This is a genomic window from Nocardia puris (genome assembly GCF_036051655.1).
In the GTDB taxonomy this organism is placed as follows: Bacteria; Actinomycetota; Actinomycetes; order Mycobacteriales; family Mycobacteriaceae; genus Nocardia; species Nocardia puris.
On sequence record NZ_CP107943.1, the window covers coordinates 5,654,273 to 5,673,011 of the forward strand.

At 71.0% G+C, this 18,739-nt stretch carries 19 protein-coding genes; 14 read left to right on the forward strand and 5 right to left on the reverse strand.

The genetic code is table 11. The annotated features are described in order from the left end of the window. Positions 1 to 24: 24 nt before the first annotated feature. The gene (locus tag OHB21_RS26035; RefSeq protein WP_084537933.1) at positions 25 to 693 is read right to left on the reverse strand and encodes a TetR/AcrR family transcriptional regulator; all 669 of its coding nucleotides are present in this window, start codon (positions 691 to 693) and stop codon (positions 25 to 27) included. Positions 694 to 839: 146 nt separating this feature from the next. On the opposite strand from OHB21_RS26035, the gene steA reads away from it, so the two are divergent. After that, the gene (gene steA, locus OHB21_RS26040; protein WP_067511504.1) at positions 840 to 2,054 is read left to right on the forward strand and encodes a putative cytokinetic ring protein SteA; all 1,215 of its coding nucleotides are present in this window, start codon (positions 840 to 842) and stop codon (positions 2,052 to 2,054) included. Between the two features lie 9 nt (positions 2,055 to 2,063). After that, complete coding sequence (locus OHB21_RS26045) at positions 2,064 to 3,008, forward strand: copper transporter (protein WP_067511503.1); 945 nt, start codon at positions 2,064 to 2,066, stop codon at positions 3,006 to 3,008. A 151-nt stretch (positions 3,009 to 3,159) separates the two neighbouring features. Here the strand turns inward: OHB21_RS26045 and OHB21_RS26050 are convergent, their stop codons facing one another. Beyond that, positions 3,160 to 4,005, reverse strand: a complete 846-nt coding sequence (locus OHB21_RS26050; protein ID WP_067511502.1) for an alpha/beta fold hydrolase — start codon at positions 4,003 to 4,005, stop codon at positions 3,160 to 3,162. A 76-nt stretch (positions 4,006 to 4,081) separates the two neighbouring features. Here OHB21_RS26050 and OHB21_RS26055 point away from each other — a divergent pair, with 76 nt between their 5' ends. The 10 genes from OHB21_RS26055 to der all read left to right on the forward strand — a co-directional run bounded on the left by OHB21_RS26055 (position 4,082) and on the right by der (position 14,683). Further along, positions 4,082 to 4,504 (forward strand): MarR family winged helix-turn-helix transcriptional regulator, encoded by a 423-nt coding sequence (locus tag OHB21_RS26055; RefSeq protein ID WP_170160839.1) that lies wholly within the window; start codon positions 4,082 to 4,084, stop codon positions 4,502 to 4,504. A 282-nt stretch (positions 4,505 to 4,786) separates the two neighbouring features. After that, positions 4,787 to 6,508 carry a CTP synthase gene (locus OHB21_RS26060; protein WP_067511500.1) on the forward strand — a complete coding sequence of 574 codons (1,722 nt, stop codon included), beginning with the start codon at positions 4,787 to 4,789 and terminating at the stop codon, positions 6,506 to 6,508. Then, positions 6,509 to 7,156: an NUDIX domain-containing protein gene (locus OHB21_RS26065; RefSeq protein WP_113975381.1), complete on the forward strand. Its 648-nt coding sequence runs from the start codon at positions 6,509 to 6,511 to the stop codon at positions 7,154 to 7,156. A gap of 13 nt (positions 7,157 to 7,169) precedes the next feature. Next, entirely contained in the window at positions 7,170 to 8,120 is a 951-nt protein-coding gene (gene xerD, locus OHB21_RS26070; RefSeq protein WP_195126308.1) for a site-specific tyrosine recombinase XerD, read from the forward strand. 468 nt (positions 8,121 to 8,588) lie between these two features. Next, positions 8,589 to 9,533 carry a ParA family protein gene (locus OHB21_RS26075; RefSeq protein WP_067511482.1) on the forward strand — a complete coding sequence of 315 codons (945 nt, stop codon included), beginning with the start codon at positions 8,589 to 8,591 and terminating at the stop codon, positions 9,531 to 9,533. Continuing rightward, positions 9,530 to 10,453 carry a segregation and condensation protein A gene (locus tag OHB21_RS26080; RefSeq protein ID WP_324192277.1) on the forward strand — a complete coding sequence of 308 codons (924 nt, stop codon included), beginning with the start codon at positions 9,530 to 9,532 and terminating at the stop codon, positions 10,451 to 10,453. The genes OHB21_RS26075 and OHB21_RS26080 overlap by 4 nt, the downstream gene beginning before the upstream one ends. A gap of 269 nt (positions 10,454 to 10,722) precedes the next feature. Next, on the forward strand, positions 10,723 to 11,391 hold the full coding sequence (scpB, locus tag OHB21_RS26085) for an SMC-Scp complex subunit ScpB (protein WP_067511498.1): 669 nt from the start codon (positions 10,723 to 10,725) through the stop codon (positions 11,389 to 11,391). A gap of 9 nt (positions 11,392 to 11,400) precedes the next feature. Further along, positions 11,401 to 12,534, forward strand: coding sequence for a pseudouridine synthase (locus tag OHB21_RS26090; protein WP_195126307.1), 1,134 nt, complete (start codon positions 11,401 to 11,403; stop codon positions 12,532 to 12,534). A gap of 65 nt (positions 12,535 to 12,599) precedes the next feature. Next, positions 12,600 to 13,271 (forward strand): (d)CMP kinase, encoded by a 672-nt coding sequence (cmk, locus tag OHB21_RS26095; protein ID WP_195126314.1) that lies wholly within the window; start codon positions 12,600 to 12,602, stop codon positions 13,269 to 13,271. Then, positions 13,268 to 14,683 carry a ribosome biogenesis GTPase Der gene (gene der, locus OHB21_RS26100; RefSeq protein WP_067511479.1) on the forward strand — a complete coding sequence of 472 codons (1,416 nt, stop codon included), beginning with the start codon at positions 13,268 to 13,270 and terminating at the stop codon, positions 14,681 to 14,683. The genes cmk and der overlap by 4 nt, the downstream gene beginning before the upstream one ends. Before the next feature lie 197 nt (positions 14,684 to 14,880). Here der and OHB21_RS26105 read toward each other — a convergent pair whose 3' ends face one another. Both OHB21_RS26105 and OHB21_RS26110 read right to left on the reverse strand, forming a co-directional pair. Next, complete coding sequence (locus OHB21_RS26105; protein WP_198161815.1) at positions 14,881 to 15,240, reverse strand: hypothetical protein; 360 nt, start codon at positions 15,238 to 15,240, stop codon at positions 14,881 to 14,883. Further along, positions 15,219 to 15,464 (reverse strand): hypothetical protein, encoded by a 246-nt coding sequence (locus tag OHB21_RS26110; RefSeq protein ID WP_198161814.1) that lies wholly within the window; start codon positions 15,462 to 15,464, stop codon positions 15,219 to 15,221. Before OHB21_RS26110 ends, OHB21_RS26105 begins: the two co-directional genes overlap by 22 nt. Positions 15,465 to 15,827: 363 nt before the next feature. Here OHB21_RS26110 and OHB21_RS26115 point away from each other — a divergent pair, with 363 nt between their 5' ends. Continuing rightward, positions 15,828 to 16,379 carry a carboxymuconolactone decarboxylase family protein gene (locus OHB21_RS26115; RefSeq protein WP_195126306.1) on the forward strand — a complete coding sequence of 184 codons (552 nt, stop codon included), beginning with the start codon at positions 15,828 to 15,830 and terminating at the stop codon, positions 16,377 to 16,379. 28 nt (positions 16,380 to 16,407) lie between these two features. Next, entirely contained in the window at positions 16,408 to 17,166 is a 759-nt protein-coding gene (locus OHB21_RS26120; RefSeq protein WP_067511494.1) for an acyl-[acyl-carrier-protein] thioesterase, read from the forward strand. A gap of 2 nt (positions 17,167 to 17,168) precedes the next feature. On the opposite strand, the gene OHB21_RS26125 is transcribed toward OHB21_RS26120, so the two are convergent. Further along, on the reverse strand, positions 17,169 to 18,680 hold the full coding sequence (locus tag OHB21_RS26125) for a putative glycoside hydrolase (RefSeq protein WP_067511495.1): 1,512 nt from the start codon (positions 18,678 to 18,680) through the stop codon (positions 17,169 to 17,171). Positions 18,681 to 18,739 lie beyond the last annotated feature (59 nt).

Genomic DNA, 18,739 nt, shown 5'->3' on the forward strand with positions numbered 1-18,739 from the left:
ATGGAACCGCACGGCCGCGTTCGGTCAGTGGCGGGGGAGGGTGCGGAGGAGGGAGCGGACGGTGGGGCGGAGGCGGGCGGGTGGGAAGCGGTCGGGGTCGGAGAGGACGAGGCGGCCGAGGGATTCGGTGAAGCCGATCATGACGTGGCCGATGAGTTCGACATCGGCGTTTGCGGGGCCGCCGCGCACGCGGAAACCGGTGCGCAGCATGTCGATATAGCGGGCGAGCAGGTCGTCGCGGGCGGTGGTGAGGACTTCGCGGTGTTCGCCGGAGGCGCCTTCGGTCGGCCAGAGGATGAGCCGCCAGCGCTCCGGGGTGGCGGCGACCGCGTCGAGGAAGGCCATGACGGCGGCGACGAACTGCTCGTCGGGATCGGTGTCGGGCGTGATCTCGGGCATCGCGGCGAAGACCTGCGCCATCCCGCGCGCGTGCTCGCGGTGCAGCAGCGCGCCGACCAGCTCCGGCGCCGTCGGATACATCGCGTAGAGCACGGGTTTGGCGACGCCGGCCTGTTTGGCGACCTCCTGCATGGTGAGCTGGCCCAGCCCGTCGCGACCGATCACGCGCAGTGCCGCGTCGAGCAGTTGTTCGCGCCGCTGCGCGGGCGGCAGGCGCGGGGTGTTGCGCCGGCGCGGGCGGCCGGTGGCGGGCGAGATGTGCCACACGCCCGCCGCCTTCTTCTCGATGCTCACCCCGAAATCATGCCTCGAGCGCGATCGGCGTCCCGGTGCCGTCCGGTCGGTTCGGTCCTGGGAATGCTGGTATCACAGTGACGAATGTGGCCCGTGGTTCGGCGCGCCTCCACCATTGGTTGAGAGTTTGGGCTCATCATCGGCCCATGAAGATGCTGGCGTTGTTGTCGAAGAACACCGAAACGCTGCCTGGTCTGACCGGGATAGCCCGGGTGGATCGCAACACCCGGCGTCTGCTCAAGCGGGTGGGTCCCGGCGATATCGTCGTGCTCGACGAGATGGACCTGGACCGCATGACCGCCGACCGGCTGATCGAGGCGGGCGTGGTGGGGGTGATCAACACCTCGCCGTCCATCTCCGGCCGCTACCCCAACCTGGGGCCGGAAGTGCTGGTGGCCAACGACATCCTGCTGCTCGACACCGTCAGCTCCGACGCGTTCAGCAAGATCAAGGACGGCAGCAAGATCCGGATCAGCCAGGGCGTCGTCTACGCCGACCGGCTCACCAAGAAGGAACCCGAGGCGCTGGTCGAGGGCATCGAGCTCACCGAGTCGGCCGTCGCGGACCGGATGATCGAGGCGCGCAACGGGCTGGCCGATCATCTGGAGGCGTTCGCGGGCAACACCATCGAGTTCGTGCGCACCGAGAGCGCGCTGCTCATCGACGGGATCGGCGTGCCCGAGCTGGAACTCGAGATGAAGAACCGGCACGTGGTGGTGGTGGCCGACGGGCCCGATCACGCCGAGGATCTGGACCGGCTCAAGCCGTTCATCAAGGAATACGCGCCGATCATGATCGGCGTCGGGCGCGGCGCGGACACGCTCATGAAGCGCGGCTACCGGCCCGACGTGATCGTCGGCGATCCCGAGGAGATCACCACCTCGACGATGAAGTGCGGCGCCGAGGTCATCCTGCCCGCCGACACCGACGGGCACGCGAAAGGCCTGGAGCGCATTCAGGATCTGGGCATCGGCGCCACCACCTTCCCGTCCTCGGGTTCGCCCGCCGACCTGGCGTTGCTGCTCGCCCACCACCACGGCGCCGCCCTGATCGTCACCGCGGGCGCGGCCGCCTCGCTGGACGACTTCTTCGACCGCGGCCGCCGCGACTCCAACCCGGCCACCTTCCTCACCCGGCTCAAGCTCGGCACCAAACTGATGGACGCCAAGGCCGTGGCCACCCTCTACCGCAACCGGGTGTCGGGCGTGGCGGTGGCGATGGTGGTGCTGGCCGCGCTGATCGCCGTGATCGTGGTGCTGCTCGCCTCCAATTCCGGTGGGGACGTGATGGATTGGGCGGTCGACACCTGGAATCGCGGGACGCACTGGGTGCAGGCCCAGGTCGACGCGCGCACCAACTGAGGGGACTCGATGATCTCACTACGTCAGCACGCGATCTCGATCGTGGCGATCTTCCTCGCGCTCGCGATCGGAGTGGTGCTCGGCTCGCAGACGCTCGCGGCCGATCTGCTCTCGGGATTGCGTGCGGACAAGACCGATCTGCGTCAGCAGGTGGACACCCTCGGCGACCAGAATCGCCGTCTCACCGACGAATTGAACGCCGCCGACCGCTTCATCGAGGGCGCGGGCGGGCGGATCCTCGGTGGTGCGCTGGCGCAGCGTTCGGTCGTGGTGTTCACCACCCCCGACGCCGACCCCGCCGACGTCGAGGCCGTGAGCCAGGGGTTGGCGACCTCCGGCGCGACGGTGACCGGTCGCATCGCACTGACCGACGCGTTCACCGACGCCACCGAGGGCGACCGGCTGCGCACGGCGATCACCAACGTGATCCCGGCGGGCGCCCAATTGCGCACGGGCGGCGTGGATCAGGGGAGTATCGCGGGGGATCTGCTCGGCATGGTGTTGCTGCTCGATCCCGCGAACGCGCAACCGCGCGGCACCGATCAGGAGCGCGCGCTGGTGTTGGAGACCCTGCGCGGCGGCGGTTTCCTCGCCTACGGGGACACGCCGGTGCAGCCCGCCCAGCTCGGCGTCATCGTCACCGGCAACGGGGCGAAGGCGGCCGAGGACGGTCAGGGCGCGAACCTCGCGCACTTCGCCGGTGCGCTGCGCGGGCGCGGTGCGGGCATCGTGCTCGCCGGACGAACAGGTGCGTCGGAGGGGTCGGGGCCGATCGCCGAGCTGCGGTCGGACGCGCAGCTGGCGACCACGGTCACCACGGTGGACAACCTGGACCGCGCGATCGGGCGCGTCACCGCGGTCCTCGGGCTGACCGAGCAGCTCAACGGTGGAGCAGGGCGGTACGGGACCGGGGACAAGGCCACCTCGTTGACGCTGGCCGCGCTGCCCAGCTGAGGGTAGTCGCCGCTGTCGATCCGGATCGTCCGGTTCGCGGCCGCCCCGAGAGCCGCCGACCAGTCGCTCCACTCGATCTCGGCCGTGGGCCCGGTCGACGGTGAGCTGGAGCCGGATCGTGCGGCTCGCGGTCGGGGTCAGTGGGCGATCGTCATCGGGTCGTTGCGCCGAGCTCGAACGCCCGCGGGGGTCGGGCCAACGCACGTAGGGCGGGGAGCACTGTCGGCCAGGTGTGGCGGGGGAAGACTTCGTGGCCGGTGTTCGGTAGCGGGATGAAGCGGGCGTCGAGTTCGGTGGCCAGGGCCCGGCCGTGGGGCAGCGGGAGGAACGGGTCCTGTTCGCCGTGGAAAACCACTGTGGGAGCGGTGATTTCGGGGAGGCGGTCGCGCCAGGGCGTGCCCGGGTCGATCAGGAACGGGTTGGTGAACTGGGCCTCGGGGTTCCCGGAGCGCGCGAGGACCCGGGTGGCGATGTCGCGCATGGCGGCCTCGTCGAAGTCGGCCGAGTACGGGCGTTCGGCCTCGACGATGTAGTCGATGGCGGATTCGGGGTCGTTCCAGTCCGGGGGCGCGGGCTCGGCCAGCGGGAGCGGGTCGGGCAGGTCGGGGGTGTCATGACCGGGGCCGCCGGGCGTGGACGCGAAGAGCGTCAGCGAGGCGACCGGGTGGTCGAGTGCGAGGAGCTGGGCGACGGCGGCGCCCCCGGACATGCCGAGAATGTGCGCCCGCCTGCCGTCGAGCAGGGCGGCGGCATCGGCGACAAGATCGCGCAGGGTGTGCGGCGGGGCGCCGGCGGGGGAGGCGGTGGAGCGGCCCGCGTCGCGGCTGTCGTAGCGGATGACGTGGAAGGTGTCGGCGAGCGCGGCGCACAGCTCGTCCGGCCAGGAGATCAGCGAGTGGCCCGCCGCGTGCAGGAGGAGCAGCGCGGGCAGGGCGGGGTCGCCCTCGGTCCGGACACAGAGCTCGACACCGTTGATCGGCAGCAGGCGCTCGGTCATGGGAACCACCTTTCGTTACATGTAACGAAAAAGCTAGCCCGGAAGTTGGTTACATGTCAACGGTATGCTCGCATTCGTGGACCTCGATGTGAGCCGAGCGTGGACGGCCTACCGCCGCCTGCGTCTCGTCGTCGACGCGGAAGTGGCGCGTGACCTGGAGCGGAGCACCGCGCTGTCGATGCCCGACTTCGAAGTGCTCGCCGCCGTGGTCGAGCTGGACGAGCCGTGCCTGCGAGTCGCCGCGCTGGCCGGGCACCTGGGCTGGTCGCACAGCAGGCTCTCCCGGCAACTCGGCCGGATGGAGACCCGCGGACTCATCGACCGGGTGCCGTGCGAGCGCGACGGCCGCGGCGACGACGTCGTCCTAGGCCCCGAGGGCCGCTCCGCCTACGACGCCGCCGAACCCGTCCACGCCACCGCCGTCACCCGCCACTTCGGCGACCGCCTCGCACACGAGGACCTGGCGACTCTGATCGCACTGGGCTCCCGGCTGGAGTGAACGCGCGGCGACGGCCACGGATCAGCGCACCAGGCGCGCGATTCCGCAGCCGGGCAGGGCCGGCGCGTCGTACTGCTGGCTGTCGCCGAATGCCTTCGTGGACCTGGTTCCGGATGTGGATGTCCATCGGATGCGCGGCGGCGAGGGGTCCCGTTCGTCGCGGCCCGGTAGCGGCCCCGTTCACATCGGCCCGGCGCGTGCTCTGATCGGTGTTCAGCGATCGGGTGGCAAACGTGCGTGGCGTTCGTTCGCGGGGGTGGGTTCGTGTTACCGTGAAGACCCGTGGGTCAAACACGGATTCAGGCGCGAACCGATACGAAACATATCTTCGTGAGCGGTGGTGTCGCCTCCTCATTGGGCAAGGGACTGACCGCTTCCAGCCTCGGTCAGCTGCTGACGGCGCGGGGTCTGCGCGTCACCATGCAGAAGCTCGACCCGTACTTGAATGTCGATCCGGGCACCATGAACCCGTTCCAGCACGGTGAGGTGTTCGTGACCGAGGACGGCGCCGAGACCGATCTCGACGTCGGCCACTACGAGCGGTTCCTCGACCGCGACCTCTCCCGGGACGCGAATGTGACCACGGGGCAAATCTATTCGTCGGTCATCGCCAAGGAACGGCGCGGCGAGTACCTGGGCGACACCGTCCAGGTGATCCCGCACATCACCGACGAGATCAAGAACCGCATCCTCGCCATGCGCGGCCCCGACCTGCAGGGCCAGGAACCCGACGTGGTGATCACCGAGATCGGCGGCACTGTCGGCGACATCGAATCGCAGCCGTTCCTCGAGGCGGCCCGCCAGATCCGCCACGACGTGGGCCGCGACAACGTCTTCTTCCTGCACGTCTCGCTGGTGCCGTACCTGGCGCCCTCGGGCGAGCTCAAGACCAAGCCCACCCAGCACTCGGTGGCCGCGCTGCGCAATATCGGCATCCAGCCCGACGCGCTGATCCTGCGCTGCGACCGCGAGGTGCCCCAGGGCCTCAAGAGCAAGATCGCGCTCATGTGCGACGTCGAGGTGGACGCCTGCATCTCCACCCCCGACGCGCCCTCCATCTACGACATCCCGAAGGTGCTGCACCGCGAAGGGCTCGACGCCTATGTGGTGCGCCGCCTCGGCCTGCCGTTCCGCGACGTGGACTGGACCGTGTGGGGCGATCTGCTCGACCGCGTGCACTCGCCGCGCGAGGTGGTCGAGGTCGCGCTCGTCGGCAAGTACGTCGACCTGCCCGACGCGTACCTGTCGGTCACCGAGGCGCTGCGCGCGGGCGGGTTCGCCTCGCGGGCGAAGGTGCAGATCCGCTGGGTGCCCTCGGACGAGTGCGAGACCGAGGCGGGCGCGGCGGCCGCGCTGCGCGACGTGGACGCGGTGCTCATCCCCGGCGGCTTCGGCATCCGCGGCATCGAAGGCAAGGTCGGCGCCATCCGGTACGCGCGGACCCGCAAGATCCCGCTGCTCGGGCTGTGCCTCGGATTGCAGTGCGTGGTGATCGAGGCGGCGCGCTCGGTCGGCCTCACCGAGGCCAATTCGGCCGAGTTCGAGCCCGACACCCCGCACCCGGTCATCTCGACCATGGCCGACCAGGAACAGGCCGTGGCCGGTGAGGCCGACCTCGGCGGCACCATGCGCCTGGGCGCGTACCCGGCTGTGCTCACCAAGGGCTCGGTCGTCGCGCAGGCCTACGGCGAGGAGCAGGTGTCCGAGCGGCACCGGCACCGCTACGAGGTCAATAACGCCTACCGCGACAAGATCGCGGGCAGCGGTCTGCGGTTCAGCGGCGTCTCCCCGGACGGCCACCTGGTCGAGTTCGTGGAGCTGCCCGCCGACGTGCACCCGTTCTTCGTCGCCACGCAGGCCCATCCGGAACTCAAGTCCCGGCCCACCCGCCCGCACCCGCTGTTCGCGGCGCTGATCTCGGCGGCGCTGAAATACAAGCTGGCCGAACGACTTCCGGTCGACATTCCCGGCGAGGAACTGGCGGGCGCGGAGCAGGACGCGTAGATGAGCACCGACGGGGGACGGCACGAGTTCGAGACGGTCGGCAGCCGCGTCGTGTACAGCGGGGCCATCCTCGCGCTGCGGCTGGACAAGGTGGCGATGCCCGGTGGGCGGATCGCCGAACGCGAGGTGATCGAGCACCACGGCGCGGTCGCGATCGTCGCGCTCGACGAGGCGGGCGAGGTGGTGCTCATCGACCAGTACCGGCATCCGCTGGGCACGCGGCTGCTGGAACTGCCCGCGGGCCTGCTGGACGTGCAGGGCGAGGACCCGCTCGAGGCGGCCAAGCGGGAACTGGCCGAGGAGACGGGACTGGCCGCGCGGGAGTGGTCGGTGCTGGTGGACGTGGCGCTCTCGCCGGGATTCACCGACGAGGCGCTGCGCGTCTACCTCGCGAGCGGGTTGAGCCAGACCGAGCGACCCGAACCCGAACACGAGGAAGCCGATATCCGGCTGGTCCGGATGCCCGTCGCCGAGGCGGTGCGGGCGGCGCTGGAAGGCCGCATCGTCAACGCGACGGCGGTGGCCGGAGTGCTGGCGCTGGCCGCCGCGCGGGCCGGTGACCAGCCGCTGCGCCCGGCCGACGCGCCCTGGCCGGGCCAGCCCACCGCGCTGCTGGAACGCCAGGCGCGGCAGCGGTCCGGGGACTGACGGCGGGCCGCGGGTGCTGGCGCGCGAGATCGACGCCTACCTCGACCATCTCGCGGTCGAGCGCGGCGCGGCGCGCAACACCCTCGGCGCCTACCGCCGCGACCTGCACCGGTATCGGGATTTCCTGACCGGTCGCGGGGTGGCGGGGCTCGACGGCGTCCGCGAGACCGACGTCGCCGAGTTCATGGTCGCGCTGCGCGCGGGCGGTCCCGACCATCCGCCGCTGGCGGCGAGTTCGGTCGCGCGAGCGCTGATCGCGGTGCGCGGCCTGCACCGCTTCGCCGCCGCCGAGGGCATCACCGCCACCGACGTCGCGCACGCCGTGAAACCGCCCGCGCCCGGTCGCCGATTGCCCAAGGCGCTGCCCTACGACCAGGTGTTGCGGGTGCTGGAAGCCGCGGGCGGTGGACCGGTCGCAGACGACGCCACGGCGGCGACCGACGGGGGACCGCGCGGCTTGCGGGACCGCGCGCTGCTGGAACTGCTGTACTCGACGGGCGCGCGCATCTCCGAGGTGGTCGGGCTCGACGTGGACGACATCGACGCCGAGGACCGCGCGGTCGTGTTGCGCGGCAAGGGCGGTAAACAGCGCATGGTCCCCATCGGACGCCCGGCCATGGCCGCCGTGGACGCCTACCTCGTGCGTGGCAGGCCGGTGCTGGCCGCGAGCGGGAAGGCCACCGGTGGCGCGCTGTTCCTCAACAATCGCGGCGGCAGGCTGTCGCGCCAGAGCGCGTGGCAGGTGTTGCAGGACGCGGCCGAACGCGCGGGCATCACCGCGACCGTGTCGCCGCACACGCTGCGGCACTCGTTCGCCACCCACCTGCTGGACGGGGGCGCGGACGTGCGTGTGGTGCAGGAACTGCTGGGGCACGCGTCGGTGACTACCACGCAGATCTACACGCTGGTCACGGTGAACACGCTGCGCGAGGTGTGGGCGACGGCCCATCCGCGCGCGCACTAGCGAGTTCGTCGCTCGCCGGGATCGACGCCCATCCGCGCGCAGCAGCCGGCGATCGCTCGGTCGACGACCCCGAAACACCGCTCGCGACGGCCAACCCCGAGGTATCCACCGCCGCGCGCGAGGAGTTCCGCACCGCGCGCACCGGGCATTGTGGCCGGTTCGAGTACTTCCGGCGACTCGGGCGGATCGCGCCGCGAGGCGAGATGGGACGGGGCGGAAGGGCTCCACGGCCGAGTCGGCGTCCGGTGCCGGCGAGGGACGCGGTCCGACGCCGGAACGGGGCGCGAACTCGCCGTCGCGTGTCCGAACACCGGTCTCGTGCCGCGAGGCGGTAGCGTCTAATCGAGTGCTGGACCGTACGAAAGCGAGGTCGGGCCTGATCGGCCTCGCCTAGGCTCGGCGAGGCAACGGGCGCACACGTATAAGGAGCAGCGGATCGTGACGACAGCCGGAGCGGCGGAGCCGCCGATGGGTGCTGGGGCGCAGCCGCTTTCGGGCCCCGGACAGGGACCGTTCTCGGACGCCGCGGCGGAGACGCTGTGGGGCGAGGGCGGCGAACCCCTACCCGACAACACCGAACTGGGACCGACCGGACGGCCGTTGCGCCTGGTCCCCGACCCGCCGCCGGTCGCCGAACACGGTGACGCGCTGATCGTCGCCATGTGCAACCAGAAGGGCGGCGTCGGCAAGACCACGTCCACCATCAACCTGGGCGCCGCGCTCGCCGAATACGGCAGGCGGGTGCTGCTGGTCGATCTGGACCCGCAGGGCGCGCTGTCGGCCGGCCTCGGCGTGGCCCACCACGACCTCGACCAGACCGTGCACAACCTGCTGGTCGGCGGGCGCACCTCGATCGACGACGTGCTGATGCGCACCAAGGTCGAGAACATGGACCTGCTGCCCAGCAATATCGACCTGTCGGCGGCGGAGATCCAGCTCGTCAACGAGGTCGGGCGCGAACAGACCCTCGGGCGCGCGCTGGAACCGGTGCGCGACCGCTACGACTACATCCTCATCGACTGCCAGCCCTCGCTGGGCCTGCTCACCGTCAACGCGCTGGCCTGCTCCGACGGCGTGATCATCCCGATGGAATGCGAGTACTTCTCGCTGCGCGGCCTGGCCCTGCTCAACGACACCGTGGAGAAGGTGCGCGACCGGCTGAACCCGCGGCTGAGCCTGTACGGCATCGTGGTCACCATGTTCGATGCCCGGCTCCTGCATTCGCGCCAGGTGATGGCGCGCGTCGTCGAAGTATTCGGCGACCTGGTGTACGACACCGCCATCGCGCGGACCGTCCGGTTCCCCGACGCCAGCGTCGCCGGTGAACCGATCACCACTTGGGCGCCGAAATCCGGTGGCGCGGAAGCGTATCGGGCGATGGCACGGGAAGTCATCCACCGGTCCGGCCGGTGAGCGGGACCGACCACCCCGCGCCAGAGACCACGCTCACGCCCGACGGCCCGGATTCCGCCACGGCGCCCGGGGATTCCGCCACGCGGGAACAGTCGGAGGCCGGATTCCGGCTCAAGCTCAGCAATTTCGAGGGTCCGTTCGATCTGCTGCTCACCCTGATCAGCTCGCGCAAACTCGACGTCACCGAGGTCGCGCTGCATCAGGTCACCGACGAGTTCATCGCCTACACCAAGGCGCTCACCGCGAGCATGAACGAACAGAGCGGGTTGCGCGCGGACAAGATCCTGGACCAGACCACCGAATTCCTCGTCGTGGCCGCCACCTTGCTCGACCTGAAGGCCGCGCGGCTGCTGCCCTCCGGTGAGGTCACCGACCCCGACGATCTGGAACTGCTGGAGGCACGCGACCTGCTGTTCGCGCGGCTGTTGCAGTACCGGGCGTTCAAGCAGGTCGCCGAGCTGCTCGGTGAGCTCGAAGCCGTCGCGCTGCGGCGCTACCCGCGCGCGGTGGGTCTCGAGGAGCGTTTCGCGGGTCTGCTGCCGGAGGTGACGCTCGGCGTCGACGCGGCCGCGTTCGCCGAGATCGCCGCCGCCGCGTTCCGCCCGCGGCCCACCCCGACCGTCGGGCTGGACCACCTGCACGCGCACGCCATCTCCGTCGCCGAACAAGCGGCGCTGGTGCTGGAGCTGCTCAAGGCCAAGGGGCCCGGCGGCTGGACCACGTTCGCGGAGGTGGTCGCCGACTGCGAGGTGCCGGTGCAGATCGTCGCGCGCTTCTTGGCGCTGCTCGAGCTCTACCGCGGCAAGACCATCGAATTCGACCAGCCCGACCCGCTCGGGCCGCTCGCCATCAGCTGGATCGGCGACCCCGGGGACGGGACCGCCGCCCAGCCGGTGACCATCGAGGAGGACTACGGGTGACGGAACCACCGAACCCCACCGACGACAGCGACGACACCCGGGAGTCCGGTGCAGACCCGGGCGGAGCGTCCGCCGAGCTCGGCCACGTGTCCGCCGACTCGCCCGAGGACACCGGCGACTCGCCGGAAACGCGCGCGGAGTCGGGCGACCGGCCCGCGAACCCGACACCCGCCGAGGAGACCGCGACACCGGGCGACACGGACGATCCCGCGCCGGCGGACCCCGGGGCAGATCCGGACACCGCGAACGAGACACCCCCGCCCCCCGGCGTGTCGGTGGACACATCCGGCACCGCCGCGACCGAGCCGCCCGCCACCCTCGACGACGACGAGTTCCGCTCCGCGCTCGAGGCGATGTTGCTCGTGGTGGACGCTCCCGCCCCGGTAGAGCAACTGGCGGCGGCGCTGGACGACACCACCGAGCGGGTGGCGGAGGTGCTGCGCACGCTGTCGGCCGAGCTCACCGCGCGCCGCAGCGGCATCGACCTGCGTTTCGTCGGCGACGGGTGGCGCTTCTATACTCGGACCGAGTACGCGCCCTATGTGGAGCGTGTGCTGCTCGACGGCGCCAGGACGAAACTGACCAGGGCGGCGTTGGAGACATTGGCGGTGGTGGCCTACCGCCAACCGGTGACCAGGACCAGGGTGAGCGCCGTCCGCGGCGTGAACGTCGACGGTGTGATGCGCACACTGCTCGCCCGCGGCCTGATCGCCGAGGCCGGGGTCGACCCGGAGACGAACGGCACGTTGTACCGCACGACCGAACTGTTCCTGGAACGGATCGGGCTCGCGTCACTGTCCGATCTGCCACCGCTGGCGCCCCTGCTCCCGGGCGTCGACCTGATCGATGAGATCAACGAGAGCCTGGAGACCGATCCCCGGTACACCAGGCTGAGGAAACCCGCCGAGTCCGACCTGGACCTCGGCTCCGAGGATTGACAAGGACATATGAATACGCCCGCTCGCCGAGATGGCACACCGGATCGTAGGAAACACGGCGCACCCCACACCAGGGGCGTCGCCCACCGCACCGCGGGAGTCCGCGGCGGCCGCGGCGCCCAGCGTGGCGGCCAAGCCCGCGGCGCCTGGGAGGACGAACCCCGGCGCGGCCAGGGTGGCGCCACCCGCCGTGACCAGCCCCGCCGCGGTGACCAGCCCGAACGCGGCAGGCCCGCCCGGGTCCAGCCGTCGCGCGGCACGACCCCGGTGCCCACCGCCCGCAAGGCGAAGAACCCCCGTCCGCAGCGCCAGACGCCCGTCACGCCCGTACTGAGCAACGCCAAACCGGCGCGCCGCCAGCACGTGGAGCCGGTCACGACCGACGGCCCCAAGAAGCTCCCCTGGGGCGAGGGCGAGCGGTTGCAGAAGGTGCTGGCCAAGGCCGGTGTGGCCTCGCGCCGCGCCGCCGAGGAACTGATCGCGCAGGGCCGCGTGGAGGTCGACGGGTCGATCGTGCGCGAACAGGGCCTGCGCATCGACCCCGCGACCGCCGTGGTGCGCGTGGACGGCACCCGCGTCGTGGTGCGCGAGGAACTGGTGCACGTGGCGCTGAACAAGCCGAAGGGCTGGCAGTCCACCATGTCCGACGATCTGGGCCGCCCCTGCGTCGGCGATATCGTCGCCGAGCGGATCGCCGCCGGTCAGCGCCTGTTCCACGTGGGGCGTCTGGACGCCGACACCGAGGGCCTGCTGCTGCTCACCAACGACGGCGACCTCGCGCACCGGCTCATGCACCCCTCCTTCGAGGTGTCCAAGACCTACCTCGCCACCGTCAACGGCGAGGTCAACAACAAGTTCATCGGCAAGCAGCTGCGCGACGGCGTGGAGCTCGACGACGGTCCGGCGAAGGTGGACCGCTTCCAGGTGCTCGACCTGGGCGAGGGCCGCTCGCTGGTGAAGATCGTGCTGCACGAGGGCCGCAAGCACATCGTGCGCAGGCTGCTGGCCGAGGTCGGCCACCCGGTGATCCGGCTGGTGCGCACCCATATCGGCCCGGTGGCCCTGGGCGATCAGCGGCCCGGCACGCTGCGCGTGCTCGGCCGCGACGAAATCGGCAAACTCTACGAGGCGGTGTCGTTGTGAACGGTGTGGAGATTCCGGTCGAGGTGCCCGCGGCGCTGTCGGGCGACGGGCCGCTGGTCGTCGCCATGGACGGGCCGTCGGGCACCGGCAAGTCCAGTGTCTCGCGCCACCTGGCGACGCGCCTGGGCGCGCGCTACCTCGACACCGGCGCCATGTACCGGGTCGCGACCCTGCGCGTGCTGCGCGCGGGCGTGGACCTGACCGATCCCGAGGCGATCTCGGCCGCCGTGCGTGAGCTGCCGCTGACCATCGGCACCGATCCCGGGCGCGAGGTCATCGAACTCGACGGGGAGGACGTGTCCGCCGAGATCCGCGGCGACGCCGTCACCAAGGCCGTGTCGGCCGTGTCGGCGGTCGCCGAGGTCCGCGAACTGCTCGTGGCGCGCCAGCGGGAGCTGACCGCCTCGGCCGGCCGGATCGTGGTGGAGGGCCGCGACATCGGCACCGTGGTGCTGCCGACCGCCGACGCCAAGATCTACCTGACCGCCTCGGCGCAGGCGCGCGCCCAGCGGCGCAATCAGCAGAACATCTCCGAAGGCCGCGGTGACGACTACGCGGCCGTGCTCGCCGACGTCCAGCGCCGCGACACCCTCGATTCCACCCGCGCGGTCTCGCCGCTGCGTCCCGCCGCGGACGCGGTGCTGGTCGACACCAGCGAGCTGGGCATGGACGAGGTCATCGACGAGCTGTACCGCGTTGTCGCGCAGCAGATCTCGACGACGGGAAGGGTCAAGTGAGCGAGGACGTACTCGCCGGCGACGGCGTGTGGAGCGACGAATCCGACTGGGAGATCGTCGATTTCGAGGGTGAGCACGAGGGTGAGGAAGTGCTCGCCATGCCGACGCTCGCCGTGGTCGGCCGCCCGAACGTGGGCAAGTCCACGCTGGTGAACCGCATCCTGGGCCGTCGGGAAGCCGTGGTGGAGGACATCCCCGGCGTCACCCGCGACCGGGTCTCCTACGAGGCGAACTGGTCCGGACGCCGATTCCTGGTGCAGGACACCGGCGGCTGGGAGCCCGACGCCAAGGGATTGCAGCAGCACGTCGCGCGCCAGGCCGAGCTGGCCATGCGCACCGCCGACGCGATCCTGCTGGTGGTGGACGCGACGGTCGGCGCCACCGCGACCGACGAGGCGGCGGTGAAGTTGTTGCGCCGCTCCAAGATTCCGGTGATCCTGGTCGCCAACAAGGTCGACGATCCGCGCGTGGAGTCCGAGGCGGCGACGCTGTGGTCGCTGGGCCTGGGCGAGCCGCGCATGGTGAGCGCCGCGCACGGCCGCGGCACCGGTGATCTGCTCGACGACGTGCTCGCGGCGCTGCCGGAGACCCCGCGCATGGACACCGGCGGCGCCGGACCGCGCCGCGTCGCGCTGGTCGGCAAGCCGAACGTCGGCAAATCCAGTCTGCTCAACAAGCTTTCGGGCGACGAGCGGTCGGTCGTGCACGATGTCGCGGGCACCACAGTGGATCCGGTGGACTCGCTCGTGGAGCTCGGCGGCAAGGTGTGGAAGTTCGTGGACACCGCGGGCCTGCGCCGCAAGGTGTCCAACGCCAGCGGCACCGAGTTCTATGCCTCGCTGCGCACGAAATCGGCGCTGGAGGCGTCGGAGGTGGCGATCATGCTGATCGACGCCTCCCAGCCGATCACCGAACAGGATCTGCGCGTCATCAGCCTGGTGGCCGATTCCGGTCGCGCGCTGGTGCTGGCGTTCAACAAATGGGACCTGGTCGACGAGGATCGCCGGTACCAGTTGGAGAAGGAGGTCGACCGGGATCTGGTGCGGGTGCCGTGGGCGCAGCGGGTGAACATCTCCGCCCACACCGGGCGCGCCGTGCAGAAGCTGGTGCCCGCCATGGAGACCGCGCTCGAGTCGTGGGACAAGCGCATCCCCACGGGCCGGCTGAACAACTGGCTCAAGGAGGTCATCGCCGCCACCCCGCCCCCGATGCGCGGCGGCCGCCTGCCCCGGGTCCTGTTCGCCACTCAGGCCTCCACCCGCCCCCCGACGTTCGTCCTTTTCACGACGGGCTTCCTCGAGGCGGGCTACCGCCGCTTCCTCGAACGCCGCCTCCGCGAGGAGTTCGGCTTCGACGGATCGCCGGTGCGCATCTCCGTGCGCGTGCGCGAGAAGCGGGATCGCAAGAAGTAGAACGGGATCGGTGCGGGCCGGATCGGAGTAGACCGATCCGGCCCGTTCTCGTTCATCGAAGCAAGGCGTCGCGGTCGGCGGCCCGATCGGAGAGGTCGATCGCCGGGGCGGTCCGGGGTCGCGCAACGACCTGCGGGGTGCGTCCCGGGGCGTCGAGCGGTGTTGATGCCGCACCCAGCCGGTTGCGCCGGGCCCGTTCAGAGGTCGCGGACCAGCGCTTCGCGCAGTCGCGCGTAACCGGGGCCCAGGCGGCGGATTTCGCGCGCCAGGGTCGCGTCGTCGCCTCGCGCCAGGGGATGCTGGAGACCGCCCACGATGCGGGCCTGAGCCAGCGCGACAGCGGCGGCGCGCTCGAGTCCGAGGCGGGCCAGGCTGGTCGACGCGTCCGCGAGGCGGCGCGCGCCGACACGAATGCCGAACGCCCCCAAGAGGTCTCGGGCGTCCTCGGACAAGCCGGATTCGACCAGCTCGGCGATGTGGTCCGCCGAATCCGCCGACGTGGCCAGGTGGTCCACCGCGCGCGGCAGCGTGTCGGTCAGCGCGGCGTCGATCGGCACGTCGCGGACGCGCTCGAACGCGGTGCGCAGGACGAAAGGGGCGGGGAGTAGGCGATGTCGTCGGCGCGCCACGCCGTCAGGAAATCCTCGGCCGGGATCGTGGCGAACGGGTGCCCCTGCGGGTCGTGGAGCAGGACCGTGCGCGGCCCGGCTTCGAGCACCACGACGTAGTGGTCCGCGCCGATCGGTGCGGGGCGACCGGGCCGGTAGGTCAGCAGGCTCATGTCGACCGGGCCCACAGCGCGGGGCCGTGCGCGGTGGCATCCCGCAATCGCGCCAGCGCGTCCTCGGCGGTGCCGCCTTCGGTGCGCGCGACGCCGCCCGAGCGAGGCGACCGCGGTGTGCCGATCTCCGGAAGTCAGCCGACCGGATCGAAGGACGGCTGCGCTTTCGATCTGCGCGCCGAACGACGAACCGGTCAGCGTCTCCAACACCCCGACCGGGGGCGGTGTCGCCGACCACCCTCGCGAGCGAGTTGCTGTAGCGGTGTGTGTCCGTGGTGTCCTCGCCGCTGTGACGTTTCTCTACTACAGGGGGTCGTTGTGAGGCGTAGCATAAAGCCGACGACGACGTCAGGGAGGGTGATCATGCGGGCTGTGAAGCGGATTCGGACCTACGGCAAGGCGCTGCGGCGGGCGCGGAAGAATCGATCGGACTTGTTCGGGTGGCTGGGGCGCAGGCCGCTGGTGCTCGCGAGCACCGTGACGCACGAGACCGCGCTGCTGTTCTCCAACCGGCTCGAGCCGAATCTCAAGGAACTGGCCGAACTCAAGGTCGCGGGCATGGTGAGCTGCGAATTCTGCCTCGATATCGGCTCGGCGCTGGCCCTCTACGGCGGGCTCACCGAGCATCAGCTCGCCGATCTGCCCCGCTACCGCACCAGCGACGCCTACAGCGAGGTCGAGAAGGCCGTGCTCGCGTTCGCGGAGGCCGCCACCGCCACCCCCGCGGTCGGCGAGGATCTCGCCGAGCGACGCGAAGAGCTGCTGAAATATCTGACCAAGACCCAGGTCGCCGAACTGGCCGCCACGATCGCGTGGGAGAACCAGCGCGCCCGGCTCAACCAGGCGCTCGGCGTGCGCCCCACCGGCATCGCCGACGGCCTGGCGTGCGCGCTCCCGGAGCCGCGTCCGGCCTGATCGGCCGCGGGCTGGCATGATCGCCGTCATGGTGATTCCCAGCGCCTTGCCGGAAGGCCCGCTCGAAGGCACCCCGTTCCGCACCGGATGGCCGGTGCGGATGGCCGACACCGACCGGGAGCGTCGGCTGCGCCTCGACGCGGTGGCCCGCTACCTCCAGGACATCGGCTTCGACCATCTCGACGCTGTGCCCGACGGCGAGAACCACCGCGGCTGGGTGGTGCGCCGCACCGTGATCGACGTGCTCAAGCCGGTGGTGTGGGGCGAACGCGTCGAACTGGAGCGCTGGTGCTCGGCGCTCTCCTCGCGCTGGTGCAACATGCGCGTGCGGATCAGCGGCAGCGCCGGCGGTCTCATCGAAACCGAGGGCTTCCTCATCCATTTCGGCATGGAGAGCGGAGCGCCCGCCCGCATGAGCGACGCCTTCATGGCGCCGATGCTGGCCGCCACCACCGAACACCGCCTCCGCTGGAAGGCCGCCCTACCCGCCGCGCCGCCGGCCGAGGACGCGCCGGGCGTCGAGGAGCTGACCTTCCCGCTGCGCGTGGCCGACATCGACATCCTGGATCACGTCAATAACGCCGTCTACCTCGGCGCCCTGGAGGAACTCCTGGCCCGGCACCCCGACCTGCTCGCGGCCTCGCACCGCGTCGTCGTCGAATACGCCAAGCCGTTGCGGCCCGGCGACGACGTGCGCCTCCGCGCGCGGCGCGAGGGGTCCACGCTCGACGCGTGGCTCACCGTGGACGGCGAACCGCGCGCCGTCGCCCGCGTCGAACCCCGCTGAGTTCACAGGTTGTAGCGCACCACCGGACTCCACAGAATCCAGCTGTCGATCCCCGCCGCCGCGGTCGCGTCGATCTGGGCGCGCACCTCGGCGGGACCGTAGTGCACACCGAGGCTGAAATCTTGTAGCCACGGAACGACTTTCGCGCCCGTGCCCTCGGTCTTCGCCCGGAAGTCCCGTAGGGAATGCAGCACGATGTCATACGGCTGGGCGTTGGGGGAGGCCACGCCGTACTCGCCCGGATTCCAGTGCGACGGATAGATCATCGGCGCGACATAGTCCAGGTGCGCCGCCATCGCCGGGATGTCCTGGGCGATCTCGTGCGGGCGGGTGACGGCGATGCCGTAGACGGCCGCGCTGAGGAACGCGCCCGCGTCGTTCACCGGTGTGCGGCTCTCGCGCAGGAAATCCACGATCGCCGCCGACGGTTCGGTGGTGAGTCCGGGAAACGCCATGGACGACAGGCGGCCGTCGGGCCTGCGGATATAGTCGTACATGATCTCGTCGAACCCGAGCGTGGCCGCCTCCACCGCGAGATCGACGTTGTAGCCACGCACTTCGGGCCGAGCCATGTTGGTGAACGCGATCGGCCCGTACCCGCTGGAATACGGTTGCCCGGAAGGGTTCTGGACCACCCAGTCCTGGCGCCCGGTGCGCCACGCCCATTCGGCCAGCGTCGGATCGCGGAACACCACGATCCGGCCGATCACCCGCAGCCCCATGTCGTGGAGCACCCGCAGCGCCGCGCGGGCGTCGTAAATGCCCTCGGCGGCACCGGATTCGCGCGCCAGCGGCACCTGGGAGTCGTAGCCGACCACGCCGTCCTCGTCCTTGATGTCGAGCTGGACGGTGTCGATCTTCCCGGCGCGGGCCAGTTCGAGCACGCTCTCGCGCAGACCCTCGTGCGACCAGGCGTGCGCGGTCACGTGCACGGCCCTGATCCGCGGTACCTCGACCAGTCCGCGCAGGGGCAGCCGGGTGGTGTTGCCCGCCGCATCCACCGCGACGAGTTCCGTCCCGCTCGGTGCGCGCGACAGCGCGATCTCGAACGCGCCGTCCGGGCCGGGCTCGACTGTCACGCCGCCGATCGAAACACGCTGCGCGCCAAGGGCGGAACCCCGCACCGTCACCGGTTCCCGGTACGAGCGCACCGGTGCCTGCTGGGCCAGTTCGACCGTCGGCGGCGTGGTGTCCACCGTGAACGAGACCCGCGCGGACGGTCCACCGCCGAAGAGGCCGCCGGGGATCTCGGCGGCGAGTTCGTGTGCGCCATCGGACAGTTCGCCGGGCCGGACCACGATCCCGTCGCCGTCCACCGTGCCCGAGACGGGCGTGCCGTCCAGCGTCAACCGCACGTCGGCCGGATCGTGCCCGCCCGCGTCGACGCGCACGGCCATGTCCGCGAGCGCGGCGGCGCCGACGTCGCCGGCGGGCAGCCCGGTCACGGCGAGACGTTCGGAGGGGCGCGCCGCGATGATCACGGACACGACGAGAATCGAGAGAACCACGGTCATCGCGATCGCCGCGATGCGCCGCCGGGTATCCGGCACCCGTTTGAGCAACGCCCACACCA